Consider the following 22,894-nt stretch of genomic DNA (forward strand, 5'->3'; position numbering starts at 1 on the left):
CAGAATGGGAGTAAATGTAATGATAATTTTTATTTTCTCTAATTTTTTTAAAGTAAAAATTACCCTTTCACTTACAAGATAAACCACAGGATCAAAAACCCTTATTTCCCATTTACTTTTTTTTACTATTTCTTGTTTTTGGTGCTGCTGTTGCCTTGGGCGCAGCCGGCGTCTTCTTTTGCCTGCTGCTTTTGGCCTTGTTTTCCTTTACGGGCTTGTCGGGTACATAGCCAAAATCGATCTGCCGTTTTTCGAGGCTTGCCGCTGTTACTTGTATCTGCACCTTATCGCCGATACGGAACCGCCGGCCGGTATGAAGCCCCACCAGGGCGTAATCCGACTCCAGGAAGGTGAATTCATCCAGGTCGGCAAGGTCGGCGACAGAGACCAGGCCTTCGCATTTATGCGCCACCGTTTCGGCCCAGAAGCCGAAGGTAGATACGCCACTGATGACCGCATCGAAAACATCGCCGATAAACTGCTGCATATATTCCACCTGCTTGTACTTGTTGGCCGAACGCTCGGCTTCCATAGCCTTACGCTCCTGGTCGCTGCAATGACGGCATTTGGTTTCCATCTTTTTGTCCACCTTTACTTTTTCCTCGATGCATTGCTGTACGATGCGATGCACCATCACATCGGGATAGCGGCGTATAGGCGATGTAAAGTGGCAATAGCTGTCAAAGCCCAGGCCGTAGTGGCCTATATTATCGGTCGTATAAATAGCTTTGGCCATGGTACGGATGCCCAATTGCTCCAGCACATGCTGCTCCGGCTTTCCCTGCACATTGGCCAGCATTTCGTTGAAGGAGCGGGCAATCTTATCGGGGTCATTGAGGTTGAACTTATAGCCGAAGCGGGAAGCAAAGGCGGCAAACACCGCGAGCTTGTCCTCGTTGGGCACATCATGCACACGATAAGGGAACGGTATGGGACTATTGTTTACCGTTCTTTTTTCCACAAAGCCTGCCACCGTCTTATTGGCCAGCAGCATCAGCTCTTCGATCAGTTGGTTGGCCTCCTTGCTCTCCTTGATCTCGAGACCAATAGGAACACCATTTTCATCGAGCTTAAACCGGACCTCCTGCGAGGAGAAATTGATCGCGCCCTTCTTAAAGCGCTCCGTACGCAGCTTCTGCGAGATCTCATGCAGCAGCAATACTGCTTCGGCATGGTCTCCCTGCCCTGTTTCGATCACCTGTTGGGCTTCCTCGTAGGTAAAGCGGCGGTCGGAGTGGATCACCGTACGCCCGATCCAGTATTGCTTGATCTTGGCTTCTTTATTGATCTGGAAAATAGCAGAAAAAGTAAACTTATCCTCATGTGGCCTCAGCGAGCACAAAACGTTGGATATATGCTCGGGCAGCATCGGCAGCACCCTGTCGGGCAGGTATACCGAAGTCGCCCTTTCGTATGCTTCCTTATCCAGCTCTGTATCGGGAGGCACATAGTAGCTCACATCGGCGATATGCACGCCTACTTCGTAATACCCGCCTTTAAGCGGCCGTATAGAGATGGCATCGTCAAAATCCTTGGCGTCTACAGGATCTATGGTGAAGGTGAGCACATCGCGGCAATCTTTCCGCTTTTTGATCTCGGCGCTATCCAGCACATCGGGAATGCGGGCGGCTTCTTCCAGGGCATCATCCGAAAAGCGGAGCGGGAAACCGGCCTCGGTGAGGATACTTTTCATAGCGATCTCGTTCTCCCGTTCGTTGGTCAGCACCTCTACTACCTCTCCAACGGGGTTCTTGGAGCCCGAGGGCCATTCCACCACCCGGGCAATGGCCCGTTCGCCGTTGCGGCCGCCATTGAGTGCCTGCAGCGGGATAAAGATGTCGGTGCGCACTTTCTGGTTATCGGGCAGCAGGAACGCAAATTTGTCGCTCACATCCAGCTTGCCTGTAAACTCGGTTTGTATTCTTTTCACCACCTCGGTGATCACGCCTTCGGGCCGTCCTTTGCCCGATACATAGGTGATCCGCACTTTTACCTCATCCCCGTTAAAGGCGTTGAGCATATCGTCGGGTCGTACGAGCACGTCCTGCTCCTCTCCGGGCACAGCTACAAATCCCAATCCTGCCCGGGATATATCCAGCTTACCCACTACGATCTTGCCGCCCGCTTTTGCTTTTGCCTTCTGCTTCTTTGGTATATGTTGTTTATGATTCTTCTTATTTGACATAGCTTTATATATTGAAAATGGCTCCCCGCTTGTATTCCGGGCACCTTAAAGTATAAAGGTACGCATTGACCGGTCAAAACAGGCGTAAACAACGGAATTAAATTGTGATGCATCCCCGGCGGCGCCATTGCTCCCCAGTGGATATGGCCCTCTATTTATGGCCATATCTCCTTACATTTGGCTATACTTTTATACACAGCCTATGAACATAGAAACCGTTTTCCGGAACAACGAGCAATGGATCAGGGAAAAGCTGGAGGCCGACCCTGCCTATTTCGAGCACCTGGCACAGGGACAAACGCCCGAGCTGCTGTACATCGGCTGTTCCGACAGCCGGGTGACGGCAGAGGACATTATGGGCCTTCAGCCCGGCGAGGCCTTTGTGCACCGCAATATCGCCAACCTGGTCAACAATGTGGACCTGAGCGTGATGTCGGTATTGAACTATGCCGTACGCCATCTTAAGGTGAACCATGTGGTCGTATGCGGACACTATAACTGCGGCGGTGTGAAGGCAGCGATGCAGCCCGCCGATATGGGTATTCTTAACCCCTGGCTGCGCAGTATACGGGATGTGTACCGCCTCCATAAGGATGAACTGAATGCCATTACCGATGAAGGCAAACGCTACGACCGGCTGGTCGAGCTCAATGTGCAGGAGCAGTGCGTAAACCTGATCAAGACTGCCGCCGTGCAGGAAGCCTATAAAGAAAGAGGGCTACGGGTGCATGGCTGGGTATTCGACATCCGTACCGGCAAGTTGATCGACCTGAAGATCGATTTCGATAAGATACTGAAGGATATTATGGAGATATACAGCCTGTATTAAGGCGCCTGAGAAGATAAAGCAAAAATGAAGAGGAGCGGTGATCGCTCCTCTTTTCATTGCCGCTTCATTGATCAGCAATTAGGCGGGCTGGTCATGCACCCGGGCGCCAGGGTGGGCATAGGGCACTGGAAGTTAACGCTAACGGCCGGGCACCCGTTGCAGCTTGGCTTCAAGGTGGGCATGGGACATGTAAAATTAACGGTAACACCGGGACAAGCTTCACAGGAATCGCTGGCGCCGCCGCCTAGCATTTGTCCCTGCATGGGTAAGGCAAGGATGCGGGTCTTGTTCAGGTCAAGTTTTTTCAAGGCAATCTTTTGCTTTTTCATAAACTGGTTTTAAGAGATGAACATAAAAAAGGGTATTATCTATCCCCTATATTGCTGTAAAGGAAATACGGATAAAGCGCGTAGCGGGTAAAGAGTAGGGAACGGCCGCCTCTCTGTAAGCAACGGTCGTATTCAATAACCAACGGTTGCTATCGCAACACAATGATGCAGGAATGATGATATTCTCCCTGTAAGTATTTATATTAGGTTGATCAAACGCCGGACAGGCATTGTTGTGAATACCTATACCCTTATCCTGCTGCTCCTGCCGGGGCTACTACAGGCGCAGACCTGGTCGTTCCGGCAGTATACTGCCGAGCAAGGCTTGCCCAGCACCGAGGTTTACGATATACTCCAGGACCGGAAAGGCTATATATGGGTTGCTACCGATCGTGGCGTAGCCCGATTCGACGGCTATTCTTTCGAGTCGTTCACTACCGCCGAAGGGCTTTCGAACAATGTTGTCTTCAGAATATGCGAGGGCCCCGATGGCAAGATATGGTTTGGCGAAATGCCCGGTACCCTATCCTATTTTGAGAACGGTAAGATATACCAGGCTCCGGAAAACAAGGCGATACTGAAACATATCCGGCATGCCAGCTTTCCCCTTTCTATATCAGCAGGGAAAGATTATGTGGATGTCGGCTATACAGGGAGCAGTGTGCTGCGGCTGCAGCAGGGAAAGATAAGGGAATTATACCCTGGCGATAGCCTTCAGGATGTGGTTGCCGTAAAGGATAACATAGTGTGCTTCGGAACTAAAAAGACCAGCGGACTTACACTGGTTGATTATAATCGCAGGTACGTTTTTTACCAAAAAGGCTGGTCTCACGGAGCCTACAGGATAGATGCGCTGAAGCGACGCAACGGCGACCTGATCGTAACGCTATCGGGCGTGGTGCGGATCTTCAATAAAAAAGGTCTGATACAGCAATATGTAACCAACGATATCGTCTCCTTCTCCGAAACCGCCGATTCCAGCTTGTACGCTATATCTCTTAAGGGCTTCTACCGGTACGCTCCCAACGAGCCTTTCCGTCCCGACAACCGTTATTGTCATTTAAGAGGCTATCGCGTCAACAAAGTCATCAGGGACAGGGAAGGTGGTATCTGGGTCTCTACACTCGACAAGGGGGTGCTTTATTGCGCGAACCCCGACTTCAGCGTTTACGATCTCAGGGATGATCCACCCGGGGAAAGCACACTGGTATATGCGCTCTGCGGGGACTACAGGGGCAAGGTATTTGCCGGTCTCGAGAATGGATCGATCTATTGCATCACCGGAGGTAAACAACCGGTCCGCATCTTTTCTCCGGCACGCTCGTCGATTTACGGACACCTCTATTACGACACCGTACATCGTTATCTACTAACCGGCCGGACCGATCTTATCGATCCTGCCTACCGGCGAGAGGTCCGCTACCTGCCGGTCGCCACGGGCAATGGCGTCGTTGCCTACAGGAAGGGATACCTCTGCGGGTACTATGGTGCGCTATCCTATTGTTACCCGGAAGGCGGGCAAGGAAAGTGGCATGATACGAAGCTGAGCCAAAAGGAGCCTCAGATACAATGTATGCTTCGCTTAACCGGGGATAGCATTTTTATCGGAACATTGAAAGGCTTGTGCTATTACAGTCAGGGCGTATTAAAGCCTGCACTTAACGGAACTACCTACGCAACAGAAAGGATCAATGATATCGAGTGTACCGGCGGACGTACATTAATCTTATCGACTATAGGGAAGGGTCTGCTGCTCTACGACCTTATTAGTGGAAGGCTGGAACGGATTGGCAAAAGCCGGGGACTTCCTTCCGATGTGATCAACGATGCCGCCCTCGCCCCTGACGGTGCGATATGGCTCGCAGGCAACAAAGGACTTTCCAGATTGAAGCGAAACGCGGCAGGAAAATACGACATCCTTAACTATACCACCGACGATGGCATACCGGCAGCAGATATCAAGCAGGTGCACGTTGACGGGAATACGGTCTACATGACCTCTCATTTGGGACTTACCAGGCTCGACAGGCGTAGCACAGTGATCGGCCATGATGCTGAAATGCTGCTTCGGGCGGTATATATCAACGACCGGGCAGTACCGCCACAGGCCTTGACCCGGCTTGGCGCCAGGGACAATAACCTCCGTATCTCTTACCTGTCCATTATTCCCAAAATGCAGGGCAAGGTATTGTACCGGTACCGCCTGAAAAATACCGATGGCAGTGGGAATTGGGTGTATGTGCGGGAGCCCCAGTTATCCCTTTCTTCCCTGAAACCGGGCAATTATCAGCTGATCATACAGGCATGCAACAGCTCTGGACAGTGGAGCAAGACACCCTTGCTATTGCCGGTACGCATTGCTGCGCCGTTCTGGAAAACAGGGTGGTTCATCGCCGGCTGCGTTGCCGTTGTGGCGCTCGCCATCATATTGCTCCAACAGGCCAGGATGAAGGGACTCCGGCGCAGGACCGCCAACGAAAAGCTCATGCTGGATTACCAGCAAAAGGCGCTCATGAACCAGATCAATCCGCACTTCCTGTTCAACTCCATGAACAGCATTCAGAAGTACATACTCAGGGAAGATAAAGAACGGGCCGTATCATTCGTATCCAAGTTTGCCAAGCTTATGCGCCTGGGCCTGGAATACAGCCGGGAAACATTTATTTCCCTGCATCAGGAAATTGAATTGCTCCACATTTATATGCTGTTGGAGCAGGAACGCTTTGGGAAGAAAGTACAATACACAACAATAATACAACCCGGCCTGGAAACCCGCCATATGCTTGTCCCTCCCCTACTGATACAACCTTTCCTGGAGAATGCGATACGGCACGGTATACTGCATAAGGAAGGCGGTGGTACGATCACACTCCGGCTGTACCGGAAAGAGCAGCTGTTGTTTTGTGAAGTAGAAGACGATGGCATTGGCCGGCAAAGAGCCGCTACACTTAGCCGGGAGCCGGCGCACCGCTCACTCGCCACGAACATTAATACGACACGCCTGCAATTGTTGGCACGATCGCTTGGCAGTCCCTATTATTTTGAGATAATGGACAAGTCGGATGAGCAAGGCAATGCCGCCGGCACTTTGGTAAGACTCATAATACCCTTCAAAAATGACGATTGATTGTATTCTTATCGACGACGAGCCTTCGGCCACCGAAGTGCTGGAGCGATTGCTGAAGCTGTATTGTCCCCGTTTCAGGGTGCTATGCAGCTGTTATACCTTGCTGGAAGGCCTCAGAGCGGTCAGGCGGCACAGGCCGGCCATAGCGTTCCTGGACATTGCCATGCCGGGCGGAAGCGGCATCGAACTGGCAAGCGAAATTGATCCGATGCAGACGAAAGTTATTTTTATCACGGCTTACCCCGACTATAGCCTCAACGCCTTTAAGGTAAACGCATTTGACTACTTGCTGAAACCCGTAGACCCCGAAGACCTGCAGCATGCTATGGCCCGTTATCTGCAGCTGTATGACAATGAGCAGGCCGCTACTCCGCTCCGCCGCCGGCTGATAAAATTGAGTGACAAGGACAATACCTTGTTTGTAGAACCGGAAAAAATCATGTACGTAAAAGCGCAGGGCCGCTATTCACATATTGTGCTCGCCGATCAGCGATCCTTTACCTTAACCCGTAACATAGGCGAACTGGAAGGTGATCTACCCGCCCGCACATTCCTGAGGCCTCATAAAAGCTACCTGGTGAATGTAAGCTGTATCGATAAAATATCGCATAAGGACGGCGGGTTTCTTGTGCTCGCAAACGGTGTAGAAATCGAGATCGCCCGGCGCAAGCGGGTAGAGATCATCAGGCGCCTGAGCCAACCATATTCTTAAAGGCAGGCGCAAATAAAAAGAGCAGCTGGAAGGACTTTATTCCCGCTGCTCCATTCATTACCGGCAATATCCTAATGCTTCACGATCTTCTTCAGGATACCGCCTGAGGCTTCCCTGATGGTATGGGTAAAGACGAAAGCTTTGGGATCGATATCCGCTACCAGGTTCTTCAGGCGGCGCACTTCCAGGCGGGTAATAATGGTGAAAACAATATCAACATCATTACTGAATTCAAAATTTTCTTTCATAAAGCCACGCTCACCTTTGTAGATCGTAATTCCCCGGCCCATCGACATTACCAGCGCCTTCTTGATCTCCTCGCTCTCGGCCGATATAATGGTTACACCGGTATACGCTTCTATCCCTTCGATCACATACTTGGTGGTCTGGCTGGCAACATAATAGGTCAGCATAGCATATAAGGCTACTTCAAAGCGCATATAGATACCTGCTATCAGGAAAATGATGATATTCATCCCCAGTATAATTTCCGTAATACTGAAACTGCTTCGTCTCAGCGTGAACAGCGCCAGCACCTCGATACCATCTATCGCACCTCCCCCACGCATAGACAGGCCAATACCCAGGCCCAGGAAGAAACCGCCAAAAATAGCCACCAGCAGCTTGTCGTGCGTGATCTCGGGAAAGTGTACAAATTGAAGGCACAGCGCAATACCGATCACCGCCAGCGAGGTACGGATCGCAAAATGCTTGCCCACCTGCAATGCGCCCATAATAATAAAAGGAATATTGATCAGGATGAGCACAATACCTAAGGGCCAGTGAAACACTTCATGCAGGAGCAGCGAAGTACCGGTAAGACCGCCGTCGAGGAAGTGATTGGGCACCAGGAAGCTCTTAAGGCCCAAGCTGGCCGAAAGAATGCCGAGTATGAGATAGACCGTATCCTGTATGATGGAAGCCGGAGAAGAATGATGTACCTTATTCATTATTGAGCTGCGCTTTAATATACTGCAGGTGTTCGTCCTTTTTGGCTTTCCGGTTGCGGATCGCCGTCTGGGTAAAGTAGTGATGATTTTCCAGGAACCGGATCTGCAGCCGGTTCCAGTCGTTCCTGTCATTGACAATACCATACATCGCCAGCTCGTCGTAGAGGCGGTTGCCGATCGTAAAGAAATCGTCGCGACCCAGGTAATCCAGGTCGGCATCGGCCAGTATCTCCTCCAGCAGGTTATGCGGCGTTTGCGGGATACGGGTGGCCATGATCATACCTTCGATTTTGGTGATCTGGTCCTGCGTATAGCCAAAATCCGGGAGGTGCTGGCGTGCGATCTCACAGGATTTTTTCTCGTGTTCGGCAGCGCCAAACAGGAAGCCCGAATCATGGAACAGGGCTGCTGTCATCAGCAGTGTAAGGTCTTCACCTGTAATACCCTCCTGCCCGGCAATGGCTTCCGTGGCCTGGCACACGTCTTTCACATGCCCTACGCTATGGTAGGAAAGATGCTGCGGCAGCTCATGCGCCAGCTTGTCCAGGATAAATGTTTTTACTTTTTCGTATTGCATAGTTTTAGCCTTCAATTAATACGGTGCGTAAAATTAATTATTACTGTGTATTATACCCTCTACAAAGTACATATCCATATCACCTTTGTTTTTCGCGTCTATCTTTCCGCGGTAGGTACAGGTGAAATCCTTTCTCACCAGCTCATAAGTGCTTTCAGAAATATTCACCCTGCCCGGTTCACCGCTTTGCTCCATGCGTGCTGCCGTATTTACGGTGTCGCCCCAGATATCGTAAGCAAATTTCTTCACGCCGATAATACCGGCGATAAGACTTCCGGAGTTGATCCCGATCCGGATGTCCAATCCATGCGCTACGGCTTGCTTCCGTTGCTTTACAAATGCAATGATATCCAGCGCTGCCTTGACCGCATTCTCAGCATGGGCTTCTTTTTCCACCGGCAAGCCGCTCACCGCCAGGTAGGCATCCCCGATCGTCTTGATCTTTTCAAGCCCATATTTTTCCATGATACGGTCAAAGGCCGTGAAGTAAATATTCAGCTCATTGACCAGGTCCTGCACCCCAAGCCGCTCCGATACCTGGGTGAAGCTGACGAAATCCGTAAATAAAACCGTTGCATTGTTATATTGCTGCGCTACCGAATGGCCGTTGGCCTTCAGTTCCTCGGCAACTTCGGCAGGTAGTATATTGAGCAGCAGGTCATCGCTTCGTTTCTTTTCATCGGCTATTTTGCGGTTATCCCTTCGCTTCTGGCTATAGCCATACCCCGCAATTCCCGCCAGCACAAGGAGCACGCCTGCACCCAGCAGCGACATATTGCGGGTATTGCGCGACTTCCTGAGCCTTGCGAGCGAAAGCGCTCTTTCCTTTTCCTCGTTAGCCTTGGCCAGCGCTATGCCTTGTTCATATTTTGTTTGGGCAACTTCCCGGCTACGGGTATATTCCGCTTCAATGGCTTTCCGCTTCAGCTCTTCTTCAAACAACAATTCCTTGCGCTCCACTTCTGTCTTAGCCAGGGCACGTTTCTTTTCGTATTCAAACCGGAGCGCATTCAGTTCCATTTCTTTTTCCAATTCGATACGCCTTTGCTCTTCTTTCAGGCGAAGGGAATCTCTCGATTTTTCAAAGGCGTACTTCGCTTCGACGGCAACAAATTGCTTCAGATTATCTGCGCTGGCAAAGCTATCTTTATAATCGATATAAGCCCTGTAATCGTTCAAGGCGCCCTCGTAGTCGCCCATAGCCTGCCGTACATACGACATGGTCTGAAGCATACGCGACAGCTCAACATAGTTGACCGTGGCCTTCCGGTAATCCTGTGCGTAGGTTTCCATTTTCCCTATCGCGTCCACAAGTATTTTTCGTTGTTCTGTATTCAGCACGGGTTTATCATCCACAAGCGATACCGACCGGAATAATTCGGCACATCGGATGCGCTCTACGGAAAAACCATAGAAAGCCATCAGCTCCGTATCATTCAGCTCCCGGGCGAGCGATAATGATTTACTGCTAAGCGCCAGAATATTTTTCGTATCGTCGCCGGCCGCGTACAGATTGCCCAGGCGCATGTAAAGCGCAGCAAGCTTCGCTTTATCATTAAGCCGGGTATACGTTTGCAAGGAACGGTTATAATAAACCTTAGCACTGTCCGGTTGCCCTGAAGTGGAATAATATTCTCCTATATTGATCTGCAGGCTGGCGATCATCGAGGTATCGCGGGCAGCCTCATATTGGCGCAATGCCGCGTCGTATTGCTGCATAGCCATACCCATATTGCCATTCAGATGATAAAAATAGCCGGTATAGTAATAAGCAGTGCCTATCATCTTCGGATCATTTTCTTTTTGCCCCAGACGCAGCAGCTTTTGGGCATTGTCCAGGCCCTTCGCTGTAAGACCGGCCCTGTTGTAGGTTGTGATCAGATTGGCAAACCCCATCGATAATAGCTGTTTATCGCCACTTTTCTCTGCCGCCGCCACCGCCTCTTCCAGGTAGACCAAAGCGTTTTTTGTGTCCAGCTTCATATTGTAACCCTGTGCAATATTGGTTTTCACCTTCGCTATCGCCTTAATATCTTTTACGCGCTCCTGGTACGCCAGCGACTGCCTCAACAAAGCGATCGCCTCGTCATAGGCCTTTCTGGCCAATAGTTTCCGGCCCAGGTCCAGTTGCCAATAAGCCTTTGCACTGTCGTTGCCCGCTGTTGCAAGCTTATTCCTGATCTCCGCGATCTGCTGCGCGGCCGTATCCACCGGCTGACCATAGGTAAAACCGACGCATCCTGCCTGTAATAAAATCCCGGCTAAAAAGGCAATCCAATACTTCATTAATGCAATATTACTGTTTACTCTGTACGAAATACATATCCACTTCACCCTTATTCTTGGCATTGACCTTGCCGCGGTAAGTAAAGATAAAGTCGTCATCTTTTACCAGCTCATGTGTGCTTTCGGAGATGTTCACCCGACCCGCTTCACTGTTGCTTTCCATGCGGGAAGCCATATTTACAGTATCGCCCCATATATCGTAAGCAAATTTCTTTACCCCTACAATGCCCGCCACCAGCGGGCCGGAATGAATGCCGGCCCTTAAACAGAATGGCGCCGGCCCCTGTCTGCCGTCGATAAAAGCCACAATTTCCAGTGCTGCCTGCACTGCGTGACGGGCATGCGCTTCATCGGCTACAGGCATACCACTCACTGCCAGGTACGCATCGCCAATGGTCTTGATCTTCTCCATGCCATGCTTTTCGATGATCTCGTCAAAAGTACGGAAGCAATCGTGCAGCTCCCGTACCAGCTCTTCGGGCGTGAGCTGTTCTGCTATATGGGTAAAGTTGACAAAATCGGTAAACAGCACCGACACCTGGTCGAAATGCCGGGCTTTGGTAGTGCCATACTCCTTTAGCTCATCAGCCACTTCGGCAGGCAATATATTCAGCAGCAGATCGTCCGACTTTTTCTTTTCCTGCTCTACCCTTTGCTTTTGCTGCAATACTTCGCGGGTACGTATTACTACTTCCTGCTCCAGCTCTTCCTGCCGGTTTTCCAGCAGGCGCTGTTTTTCCTGTTCCTGTTCCAATGTCTTTTCCGACAGCTCCTTTACTCTGACCAGTTGTATCTTAAGATCACGGTTCACTCTTGCAAAGCTCCAGGACAGATAGGCAGACATGCTGAAGGGCAGACAGAAAACCACCAACATAGAAAGCACCAGCGCGATAATACCTGCAGTACCGTTCAGGCTTAACCATCCGGTGGTATTGCTTATGGTAATGAAGGCAAACAACAGGGCCGAGCAAAGAATGCCAAAGCCCAGGATACCCGCACCAGCAACCTTTCGCCGTAAAGCGCTTATCACCAGGATCGATGCCTCCACGATACAATAAGTGAGCTGCAGCAACAGGAACACCAGACCAAAATGATAATTGGTAAGGAATGTGATGCAAAACACAACAGCAAGGAACAGGATGCTGACCCCGATCCGTACCTTCGACCAGGAGAACAGCCGGTTGACCAAAAGGCTGAGCATAAAGAAGGAACAGGCCGGGGCCACTATGTAAACAGGCACCAGCACCAGCTGCGCCCTTTCGCTGCCCAGGGGGCCGGAAAGATAGACTGCTATAAAGAAGAGACCAAGCCCGAGATTGAACAGGGAAAAAATAAGATTGGCATTGTAATCCTTATGAAACAGATACATGACCAGGTGGCTCAGGAATAGCGCAAAGAATACCCCGCCGGAGATCAGCAAAAAGAGCGAATAGAAAAGAATGTTGATCTTCTGCGACAGGAAATAGGTATAGTACTCTGTGAAACGAAGTGAAAAGCCGCCGATATTGTTTTTCCATCCCTTCAGCATTTCTTTGTAATAGAGATTTTCGTAGCGGAGCGCCAGCACATGTCTGCCGGTATCGGAAAATACAAGTACGGCGGGAAGATAAGGCCGTTCGTACTCCGACCCCTCGCCACCGGCAATCTTACCATAAGCATACAATTTGCGTCCGTCAAGATAGATATCCACAGCGCCATTGGTAAATACCTGCAGCAACACCGGTTTGTGTACCATGCTGCTGTCTACCTGGAACGACAAACGGAACCAGCCGCTTCCTGTAAAGCCCGCCTGGCGGGCCTCTTTTTCGGACCGGATCAACGGCGAAGTTTTGCGCCGGGCTGAATCGTTCCAATCCCGAGCAGCCCAGGCCTTGTCGTCGCCGGCATGAAATCGCCACAAAGGCGTATCCAGGTCCAGTTGCTGGTAATTGCTGTCAGTAACGATAAGGCCGCTATGCTGCGCATGAAGAAAGGTAACACAGAGGCATACCGTAAGGGTAAGCAGCAGATATCTTAAGTTCATAAAGCAGCAGGGGAATTAGGGGTGTCGACAAAATACATATCCACTTCGCCCTTATTCTTGGCATTGATCTTGCCGCGGTAAGTAAAGATAAAGTCGTCATCTTTTATCAGCTCATGTGTACTCTCCGAGATGTTCACCCGCCCGGCTTCACTATTGCTTTCCATACGGGACGCCATATTTACAGTATCGCCCCATATATCGTAAGCAAACTTCTTTACCCCTACAATGCCCGCCACCAGGGAGCCGGAATTGATTCCTACCCTTACTTCGAAGGCAGCCTTTCCGCCACTTCGCGAACGGACAAAATCTAAGATCTCCAGCCCGGCCTTTACTGCGTGATAAGCATGCCGCTCATCATTAGAGGGCATGCCGCTTACCGCCAGATAGGCATCGCCGATGGTCTTGATCTTTTCCATACGGTTACGCTCAATAATCTCATCGAAGCCCCTGAAGCATTCATGCAGCTCCTGTACCAGCTCTTCGGGCGACAGGAGCTCGGCAATATGGGTAAAATTGACAAAGTCGGTGAACAGCACCGATACATGATCGAAATAACGCGCCCTGGTGGCGCCGTTCTCCTTCAACTCTTCAGCAACTTCAGCCGGAAGAATGTTGAGCAGCAGGTCGTCCGACTTCTTTTTTTCCTGTTCGATCTGTTTCTTCTGCTGCAGTACTTCCTGCGTGCGGGCTGTCACTTCCAATTCCAATGCTTCTTTCTGATTTTCAAGGATAACCTGTTTCTCTCCCGAAAGTCGCTCCACGGCAGCTACCTGGTCTTTCAGATTCTTGTTGGTATTGGAAAATTTCCAGGCGAGATAGCCGGATATAGACAATGGTATGCTGAAAACGAACAGCGCCAGGAAAACGGCCATGAGTGCCAGCGCCCAGGTATTGTCGCCTTTAACGCTGAAGCCACCTGTAGTAGCAGCCACAACCACAATGAAGATGATAGAGCCAAAAAAGAAGAGAATACCCAGGCCAAGGATCCGGGCCCCGGGCCTTTTCTTTACGATAGCGATAATGATCAGCACGATCGCCTCCAGGGCCACCAGCAAAAATAAAGCCAGCGGTATGTAGGAAATGATATCGTTGTCGAGAAAAAAGATGAAAGAAAAAAGACTAAGGATACAGAACAGGGTTATGATCCGGTAACGCCAGCCGAAGCTGCCGAACAGATGATTGATAAAGGTGCTGAGCCCGAATACAGCCAGCAGCACGCTGAATACCCATACCGGGCTAAGCCGCTCCTGCAGGCGCACGTCCACCGTATCGGTGAGCAAAAACAGCAGTATCAGCATCAGGCCTACTCCAAGATTGAACAAGGCAAAGTAAAGATTGGAACGATCTTCCCTGTAAAAGAGGAACAGCAACAGGTGTATTGCAAAAAGGGCAAGAAACACCGAACCCGTGGGAAGCAACATTACCGAAATAGCATACATGGTCTTCCGGGCACTCCACATTGCTATTTCAGCCGAAGCTATGCCTACCTGGAAGCCGCTGTTGATGAATATCAGCTGATCCTTATAGATATCCTTATTCTCATAACGTATGGCCAGCACATAAGTTCCCGGTGATTTTATATTGATCAGCAACGGTTGTTCCTGGTTTTCGTACACCGATTTACCATCCCGTTCAAAACTGCCATAAGTATCCAGCAGCACACCATCCAGGTAGATGCTCATTGCTCCGCTGTTGGTGATCTTTATCCCGAGCGGCTTTTGGATGGCTGCCGAATCGAAATGGACCGTCGTACGGAACCAGCCCGACTGCTTAAAGCCCGATTGCTTTAATACCTTTATTCCCTTTTCTTCAAAGCCGGTATTGATAAGTGCCCAATGGCTATCGTCGTAGCCTGCACCGGCCCACTGCGCACTATCGCTCGCATGGAACCGCCAGGGCTTATCAAGCGCCACACTCTGCGCTTTGCCACGGAACACATCTCCTGTAACATAATAATCGGCGCTATCCGAAGGCAGCCGGGCCATAGCATTACTGTTACACCATAGCAGCAGGAAAAAAAACAGAACAGGTTTCATAGGACTTCTTTTCAAATTACGGCGCCGGCACCCGACTGTTTATACTTTTTTCTACAAAATACATGTCCATCTCCCCTTTATGCTTGGCGTCAATCTTGCCCCTGTGCGTACATACGAATTCCCCTTTGATGAGCTGGTAAGTATTTTCTGAAATATTGATCCTGCCTGCCGCACTGCTTTGCTCCATACGCGCAGCAGTATTGACTGTGTCACCCCATATATCGTAAGCAAATTTCTTTACGCCGATAATACCTGCGATGAGGGCGCCGGAATTGATCCCGATGCGGATGTCCAGGCCATAAGGTACTTGTTTCTGACGGGCCGCAACAAAATCGAGAATGTCCAGCGCGGCGAACACGGCCTGCTGCGCATGTCGCGGATGCGCAACAGGCAAACCACTCACGGCAAGGTAAGCATCGCCGATCGTCTTTATCTTTTCAAGCCCGTATTTTTCCATAATACGGTCAAATGCCGTGAAATTAATATTTAATTCCTCCAGCAGCTCTTCGACACCGAGTTGCTCCGATATACGGGTAAAGTTGACAAAATCGGTAAACAGTACCGTGGCTTCATCATAGAGCTGCGCCTTCGATTCGCCCTTACGTTTCAGCTCTTCTGCGATCTCTGCAGGGAGAATGTTCAACAGCAGCTCATCCGACTTTTTCTTTTCCAGCTCGATCTCTTTCTTTTGCCGTACAACTTCGTGGGTACGGGCAACGACTTCTTTTTCCAGCTCCTCTTTCTGGTTTTCCAGGATGCTTTGCTTTTCCCGAGACAGGTGCTCGACCGTTACCAGCTGCTGCGTCAAATCTTTGCTGGTGGAAGAGAACCGCCAGGCCAGGTAAGACGAAATGGACAGAGGGATAGCAAATATGGACAGTATTACCAACAACAGGACATAGCCGGACAAATGGATGCCTCCGCCAAAGATGCTCCAAACAAAAACAAAAAGGAAAACACAGAGAAAGAACAGCACGCCGGCGCCGAGGATGAGCGCCCCAGGCATCCTGGTGAAAATTGCTATGAGGATCCGGATAATCGTATAACCCAGCGACAGCAATACCAGCACCGTCATGCCGAGCGAGGAGAAGTTCGTATTGCAATAGATATCGATCACCGAAATAACGGCTACCACGATGCTTACTGCCAATATGATCCGTAGGAACAATTTCCCTTTGCTGAACAGTTGCACGGTAAAGGCACTCAGGGAAAAACAGCCTGCAATGCAGCAGAGCACCATTATGGCCGCGTTACCGTAGCTGTGAAGGAAAACGCGCTCCGATACATACCCATAATACAGGAGGAACAGGAGCAGGGATACGCTGATATTGAATAGGGCAAAATACAGGTTCGATATTTCTTTCCGGTAAAAGAGGAACAGGAGCAGATGAACCAGGAACAGGGTAAAAAAAAGCGTCCCGATACCAACCAGGCCCACAGAAGCAACAAGCAAATTGTGCTTTAAGGTCAGCAATAGAAAATCAGGATGAAAGGGCTCCAGGGAAAATCCCCAGGCAATGTCCTCATACTGTCGCGCAGCCGTGTTCTCATAACGGATGGCCAGCACATGGATGCCGCTGACCGGTACACTGATCAATACCGGCGCCGAAGCCAGGCTTACATACCGGGGCTGTCCTTCGTTTTTGAAAGTGCCGATCTTGCCTACCTGCCTGCCGTCAAGATAGATGATCATGGCGCCGCTGCCTTTGAACGAAAACGCCACCGGCTGATTAACGACAGCGCTATCGGCCTGTATCCGGAACCGGAACCAGCCGACGCCACCGCTAAGGCTGTCCCGCAGCGCCTCTGAAGAAAAAAGGGGCGCACATCGTACCCACAGGCTGTCATTGTATGCAGGAAGAGCAAACTGCGGATTATCTTCCGGACTAAAACGGCATAAATAATTTAAGGAATGGGCAAGACTGAAATTGAATGTAAAGTGTTTGGCGGTCTCCGTATCAAATCCATGCAGGTATATAGTATCCGTTTTTGCCGGTTCTTTGGCCCCCAGGGTTAACGGAAGTAAAGCGACAAGCAGCAGTAGTATTCTCTTCATATTGTCTATTTGAGCAATGACAACAGATCGCTCCGGATCGTACCCGGTGGCAATGCGGCTTGTAATGCGGGGGATAAAAGGATTTTTGTCCTGGCACAAAAATATTCATTTGCATATAAAAGTCAAACAATACAGCAGTAAAATAAAAACGCCGGAACCTTAGTCCCGGCATTAATATCAGCTTGCAGCAATTTATGGCACTATTGTTATCTTTTTTACACCATGGCCTTTGTCCGTATCGATATTCAGCAGATACATACCTGCAAACGTTGCAACAGGCGGGATCGTATATTCCTGCAAACCACTATTGCCTGAGAAAAGCCTCCTATAAACAATACGACCGGTCATATCGGTGAGCTCCAGTCGCGTTATGGTGCATTTTTTTACACTCACCTTGAAGCCGGCCCCATTTGCCGGGTTGGGATAAGTAGTTATCAGTTCGTTTGCGAGCAACTGTTCGCCAATGCCGGTAACAGTAGCTGGCGGATTGTCTCCATAGACAATCGAGATCTGTGTTGGCTGGGGTACGGGGGCCAGCAGTGTGCTCTCCAGATAATACAGGACCAGCCCAGGCTGACCGGCCCTTAGCCAGGTATATATTACCGACTCAGATACAACAGTGGCACCGCCTGAAGAAGTTGTATCCCTTTGTACCATTTTCTTGCGCAATACATTGTTGAAAACGCCCAAAGGTGTGCTCACGGTGCCATAGGCATCAATGGTATAATCCAGCTTACCCGAGCTGGCGCCGCCACTTCCCGACCAGGCATAAGTATCGCTGAAGGTCTGCCCGTAGCTTAACGGAAATTCATACTCTGTTTTAGGGTTGGCGTAAGTAATGGGCGGCTGCCCTTCACTCTGTGCGCCTATCGTTTCCAATTTTAACGGCGTTTTTTTCGCCATAGCATAAGTATAACCGCCAGTAGTACTCAGAAAGGTGTGCTTGCTGTAGGTGTTGGCGCCCGGAAAATCGCTGCATACCGCCACTCCGGGGCAGTCGCCTGCTACCACGGCGCTTTTGACGCTGGAAGTCGATAGACCAGAGAAGTCCCAAGTGACATTAGGACCGGCGGGGCCGGGACCGGACATACCTGTCGACAGAAAGCTTAGCGTATCCGTAAAAGTGGTCATTAGCTGCGCACTTGTAATTACCGGTTGAGCATTGGCAGAGAAAGCTATAGGAAGCGCTATGATTAGTAAAATTCTTTTTTTCATTGAAATGAATTTTTGATGATCTGCAGAATAAATAATGATCAAAATTACCGTTAGCAGTTACGCCCACCTATACCAGGAAACCGGGATACACATAAAAAAAACCGCAACATTTCTGTTGCGGTTTTCGGGAAATTTGTCAGTTAAGCCTATTCTTCTTCGTCAAATTCAAGCACATCCTTATTGGCCAGCAACAGCTCGTACTCTTCCTTCGAACCTACGACCATATCGTGATAATCGCGGATACCGGTACCGGCCGGGATAAGGCCACCGGTAATTACGTTCTCTTTCAGGCCAAGCAGGTTATCGGATTTACCGGTTATGGCTGCAGTAGACAATACCTTAGTGGTTTCCTGGAACGAAGCTGCAGATATCCAGCTTTGCGTACCCAGCGAAGCCTTGGTAATACCCAGCAGTAGCGGCGCTGATGTAGCAGGGTTGGCATCGCGGTATTCCACCACTTTCTTATCGTTACGACGCAGGGCGCTGTTCTCTTCACGGATCTCACGCAGGGTAACGATCTGGCCCGGATGCAGCTTTTCAGAGTCGCCGGCTTCGATCACTACCTTCTTATCATAGATCCAATCGTTCTCGTCCATGAAGTCGTTCTTATCCACGGTATCGTCTTCGAGGAAGCGGGTATCGCCCTGGTCGATAATGCGCACTTTACGCATCATTTGGCGCACGATCACCTCGATGTGCTTATCGTTGATCTTCACACCCTGAAGACGGTATACTTCCTGTATCTCGTTCACCAGGTACTCCTGTACGGCATGCGGTCCTTTAATGGCCAGGATATCGCTGGGGGTGGTAGAACCATCCGAAAGCGAGTTACCAGCCTTGATAAAGTCACCATCCTGCACCGTGATCTGGCGGGACAGCGGTACCAGGTATTTTTTCACCATGCCTTCCTTGGATTCTACCAGGATCTCACGGTTACCACGCTTGATGTTACCGAAGCTTACCACACCGTCGATCTCGGCTACTACAGCAGGATTTGACGGGTTACGTGCTTCAAACAGCTCGGTAACGCGCGGCAGACCACCGGTGATATCTCGTGAACGGCCCATCACACGCGGGATCTTCACCAGCACCTGGCCGCTTCTTACTTTTTCACCTATGTTCACCACGATGTGGGAGCCAACGGGCAGGTTATAAGTTTTATTCTCCTTGCCTTCGATGAGGATAGAAGGTATCTTGGTCTTATCTTTTGTTTCGATAACCACTTTCTCGCGGTGACCGGTTTGCTCATCGGCTTCTTCACGGTAGGTAATACCTTCGATAACACTTTCGAAGTTGACAGCACCTTCAATCTCAGAAATGATAACGGCGTTGAACGGATCCCATGAACAGATCGGATCACCTTTCTTCACTTTCTGTCCGTTCTTCACTTTCAGGGTAGAGCCGTAAGGGATGTTGTTGGTGATCAGCAGACGATCGTTTTCGATATCCATGATCCTCATTTCACCGGTACGGCCGATAACCACATTCACTTCTTCGCCTTCATCGTTTACAGATTTGGTCGTACGCAGACCATCGAACTGTACGGTGCCGTCAAATTTGGCCAGCAACTGCGATTCGATAGCGGTAGAGCTCGCCGTACCACCCACGTGGAAGGTACGGAGGGTAAGCTGTGTACCAGGCTCACCGATGGACTGGGCAGCAATGATACCAACGGCATCACCTTTCTGGGCCATATAGCCGGTTGCCAGGTTCTTACCGTAACACTTGGCACAGCAGCCGCGTTGCGATTCGCAGGTCAGCACCGAACGGATCTCAACGGTTTCAATACCGGCATCCTCAATAGCATTGGCAATATCTTCGTCGATCTCAACGCCGGCCGATACGAGCAATTGCTCGGTATGCGGATGATAAACATCGTGCAGTGAAGTACGGCCAAGGATACGGTCGAACAAAGGTTCTACGATCTCCTCATTGTCTTTCAGCGCAGAAGTAGCCAGGCCACGGAGTGTGCCGCAATCCTCTTCGTTGATCACCACGTCCTGGGCCACGTCCACCAGACGACGGGTCAGGTAACCCGCATCCGCCGTTTTAAGGGCCGTATCCGCCAGACCCTTACGGGCACCGTGGGTAGAGATAAAGTATTCCAATACGCTCAGGCCGTCCTTGAAGTTGGCCAGGATCGGGTTCTCGATGATCTCGGAACCGGTCGATCCGCTACGACGGGGTTTTGCCATCAGGCCTCTCAGGCCGGCCAACTGCTTTACCTGCTGCTTGCTACCACGCGCTCCGGAATCCAGCATCATGTATACAGAGTTGAAGCCCTGCTTGTCTGTTGCCATTTCCTGGATCAGCGTTTCGGTCACACGGGTATCCACGCGGGACCAGATATCGATGATCTGGTTGTAACGTTCGTTATTGGTGATCAGACCCATGTTGTAATTGTCCCATACCTCGTCCACTTCTTCCTGAGCGCCTGCTACCAGTTGCTCTTTCACTTCAGGAATGGTAAGGTCATTGATGTTAAAGGACAGACCACCACGGAATGCCGTACGGAAACCAAGGGTCTTGATATCGTCAAGGAATCTAACCGTTTGCGGGATATTGGTGTTCTTCAGGATAGCACCGATGATCTCACGCAGTGATTTTTTGGTCAACAGCGCATTCACATAGCCATTGTCTTTGGGTACTACCTGGTTGAAGATCACACGGCCTACGGTCGTTTCGATCAGCTTGTTCTCCAGTTGTCCGTCTTTATTACGAACGATAGCCTTTACTTTGATCCAGGCATGTAGGTCCACGCGGCCTTCGTTGTGCGCGATGATCACTTCTTCAGCAGAGTAGAAGGCTTTGCCTTCACCTTTGATCACTTCGCCGGCCATGGTTTTCTTACCCTTGGTCAGGTAGTAGAGACCAAGCACCATGTCCTGTGAAGGCAGGGTGATCGGCGTACCGTTCTGCGGGTTAAGGATATTGTGCGAAGCCAGCATCAGCAGCTGGGCTTCCATAATAGCAGCGTTGCTCAGGGGCACGTGTACCGCCATCTGGTCACCATCGAAATCCGCGTTGAATGCAGAACATACGAGCGGGTGCAACTGAATGGCCTTACCCTCGATCATACGGGGCTGGAAAGCCTGGATAGACAACCTGTGGAGCGTAGGGGCACGGTTAAGGAGTACCGGGTGGCCTTTCAGCACATTCTCCAGGATATCCCAAACTACGGCTTCCTTACGTTCTACCAATTTCTTGGCGCTCTTCACGGTTTTTACAATACCCCTTTCAATCAGCTTACGGATGATAAAAGGTTTGAACAGCTCGGCAGCCATATCCTTGGGGATACCGCATTCGTGCAGCTGCATTTCGGGACCTACCACGATCACCGAACGACCGGAGTAGTCCACACGTTTACCCAACAGGTTTTGACGGAAACGGCCCTGCTTACCTTTCAGCACATCGGAAAGGGATTTCAGCGCGCGGCCGCCTTCAGCCTTAACGGCATTGGACTTACGGCTGTTATCAAACAGGGAATCCACCGCCTCCTGGAGCATACGTTTTTCGTTACGTAAGATTACTTCAGGTGCTTTGATCTCCAACAGTCTTTTCAAACGGTTGTTGCGGATGATCACACGACGGTAAAGGTCGTTAAGATCGGAGGAGGCAAAACGGCCGCCATCCAGGGGAACCAAAGGACGAAGCTCAGGCGGAATAACAGGGATGTACTGCATCACCATCCACTCGGGCTTGTTCTCCACACGGGTATTGGCGTCGCGGAACGCTTCTACTACACCCAGGCGTTTCAGGGCTTCCTGCTTACGCTGCTGCGATGTTTCGTTGGCAGCGGCATTACGCAGATCGTAAGACAGCTGGTCCAGGTTCAGGCGGCTCAGCAGGTCCTGTACGGCCTCGGCCCCCATCCTGGCGATGAACTTATTGGGATCATCATCAGACAGGAATTGGTTTTCCTTGGGCAGGGCATCGATGATGTCCAGGTATTCGTCTTCCGACAGCAAAGCCATATAGGTATCTTCGCTGTCCTTCATATTCAGTTTCTGGCGGATCAGCTCTTCTGCTTCACCGGCCTGTACGATCACATAGCGCTCGTAGTAAACGATGCTTTCCAGCTTTTTGGAGCTGGAGCCCAGCAGGTAGCCGATCTTGTTGGGCAGGCTTTTAAAATACCAGATATGCACTACGGGTACCACCAGCTTAAGGTGGCCCATGCGCTCACGGCGTACTTTCTTCTCCGTTACTTCCACACCACAACGGTCGCAAACGATACCCTTGTAACGGATACGCTTGTACTTTCCACAATAACATTCGTAGTCCTTTACCGGTCCGAATATCTTTTCACAGAAAAGACCATCGCGTTCGGGTTTGTAGGTACGATAGTTGATGGTTTCAGGCTTCAATACCTCACCGTAAGAACGGTCCAGGATACCATCGGGAGAAGCCAGGCTGATCGTAATCTTATCGAAACCTGAACGGGGACGGTTGTCTTTTTTAATGGCCATTTTATCGATATTGAGATTTGAGTATTGCGGTTGCAGACCAGGGTCGCAACCCGCTCAAAAATGAATTAAAAAAATATTTTTTGAATTGGGCGGCGGGCGT

General features: G+C 50.3%; 13 protein-coding genes. 3 read left to right on the plus strand and 10 right to left on the minus strand.

All coding sequences use genetic code 11. The annotated features are described in order from the left end of the window. Positions 1-112: 112 nt before the first annotated feature. Positions 113-2,185, minus strand: a complete 2,073-nt coding sequence (gene rnr, locus DZK30_RS17215; RefSeq protein ID WP_118975409.1) for a ribonuclease R — start codon at positions 2,183-2,185, stop codon at positions 113-115. Between the two features lie 202 nt (positions 2,186-2,387). Between rnr and DZK30_RS17220 the strand changes: the two genes are divergently transcribed. Beyond that, entirely contained in the window at positions 2,388-3,014 is a 627-nt protein-coding gene (locus DZK30_RS17220; protein ID WP_118975627.1) for a carbonic anhydrase, read from the plus strand. Positions 3,015-3,085: 71 nt separating this feature from the next. On the opposite strand, the gene DZK30_RS17225 is transcribed toward DZK30_RS17220, so the two are convergent. Continuing rightward, positions 3,086-3,343, minus strand: a complete 258-nt coding sequence (locus tag DZK30_RS17225) for a hypothetical protein (protein WP_118975410.1) — start codon at positions 3,341-3,343, stop codon at positions 3,086-3,088. Between the two features lie 208 nt (positions 3,344-3,551). Between DZK30_RS17225 and DZK30_RS17230 the strand changes: the two genes are divergently transcribed. Together DZK30_RS17230 and DZK30_RS17235 are read left to right on the plus strand one after the other, a co-directional pair. After that, on the plus strand, positions 3,552-6,470 hold the full coding sequence (locus tag DZK30_RS17230; RefSeq protein ID WP_118975411.1) for a sensor histidine kinase: 2,919 nt from the start codon (positions 3,552-3,554) through the stop codon (positions 6,468-6,470). Beyond that, positions 6,460-7,182: a LytR/AlgR family response regulator transcription factor gene (locus tag DZK30_RS17235; RefSeq protein WP_118975412.1), complete on the plus strand. Its 723-nt coding sequence runs from the start codon at positions 6,460-6,462 to the stop codon at positions 7,180-7,182. Before DZK30_RS17230 ends, DZK30_RS17235 begins: the two co-directional genes overlap by 11 nt. A 71-nt stretch (positions 7,183-7,253) precedes the next feature. On the opposite strand, the gene DZK30_RS17240 is transcribed toward DZK30_RS17235, so the two are convergent. From DZK30_RS17240 to rpoC, 8 genes are all read right to left on the minus strand, one after another. Beyond that, complete coding sequence (locus DZK30_RS17240) at positions 7,254-8,132, minus strand: YitT family protein (protein ID WP_118975413.1); 879 nt, start codon at positions 8,130-8,132, stop codon at positions 7,254-7,256. Further along, positions 8,125-8,709 carry an HD domain-containing protein gene (locus tag DZK30_RS17245; protein ID WP_118975414.1) on the minus strand — a complete coding sequence of 195 codons (585 nt, stop codon included), beginning with the start codon at positions 8,707-8,709 and terminating at the stop codon, positions 8,125-8,127. The genes DZK30_RS17240 and DZK30_RS17245 overlap by 8 nt, the downstream gene beginning before the upstream one ends. Positions 8,710-8,742: 33 nt before the next feature. Then, on the minus strand, positions 8,743-10,995 hold the full coding sequence (locus DZK30_RS17250) for an adenylate/guanylate cyclase domain-containing protein (RefSeq protein WP_162903182.1): 2,253 nt from the start codon (positions 10,993-10,995) through the stop codon (positions 8,743-8,745). Positions 10,996-11,005: 10 nt separating this feature from the next. Then, positions 11,006-13,018: an adenylate/guanylate cyclase domain-containing protein gene (locus DZK30_RS17255; protein ID WP_118975416.1), complete on the minus strand. Its 2,013-nt coding sequence runs from the start codon at positions 13,016-13,018 to the stop codon at positions 11,006-11,008. Then, positions 13,015-15,054 (minus strand): adenylate/guanylate cyclase domain-containing protein, encoded by a 2,040-nt coding sequence (locus tag DZK30_RS17260; protein WP_118975417.1) that lies wholly within the window; start codon positions 15,052-15,054, stop codon positions 13,015-13,017. Before DZK30_RS17260 ends, DZK30_RS17255 begins: the two co-directional genes overlap by 4 nt. 16 nt (positions 15,055-15,070) lie before the next feature. Further along, a complete protein-coding gene (locus DZK30_RS17265) occupies positions 15,071-17,110 on the minus strand; it encodes an adenylate/guanylate cyclase domain-containing protein (protein WP_118975418.1) in 2,040 nt (679 codons plus the stop codon). 192 nt (positions 17,111-17,302) lie between these two features. After that, positions 17,303-18,325, minus strand: a complete 1,023-nt coding sequence (locus tag DZK30_RS17270) for a T9SS type A sorting domain-containing protein (protein ID WP_118975419.1) — start codon at positions 18,323-18,325, stop codon at positions 17,303-17,305. A 146-nt stretch (positions 18,326-18,471) separates the two neighbouring features. Further along, positions 18,472-22,794 carry a DNA-directed RNA polymerase subunit beta' gene (rpoC, locus tag DZK30_RS17275; protein ID WP_118975420.1) on the minus strand — a complete coding sequence of 1,441 codons (4,323 nt, stop codon included), beginning with the start codon at positions 22,792-22,794 and terminating at the stop codon, positions 18,472-18,474. Positions 22,795-22,894 lie beyond the last annotated feature (100 nt).

This window comes from Taibaiella koreensis, from assembly GCF_003545715.1.
Classification (GTDB): domain Bacteria; phylum Bacteroidota; class Bacteroidia; order Chitinophagales; family Chitinophagaceae; genus Taibaiella; species Taibaiella koreensis.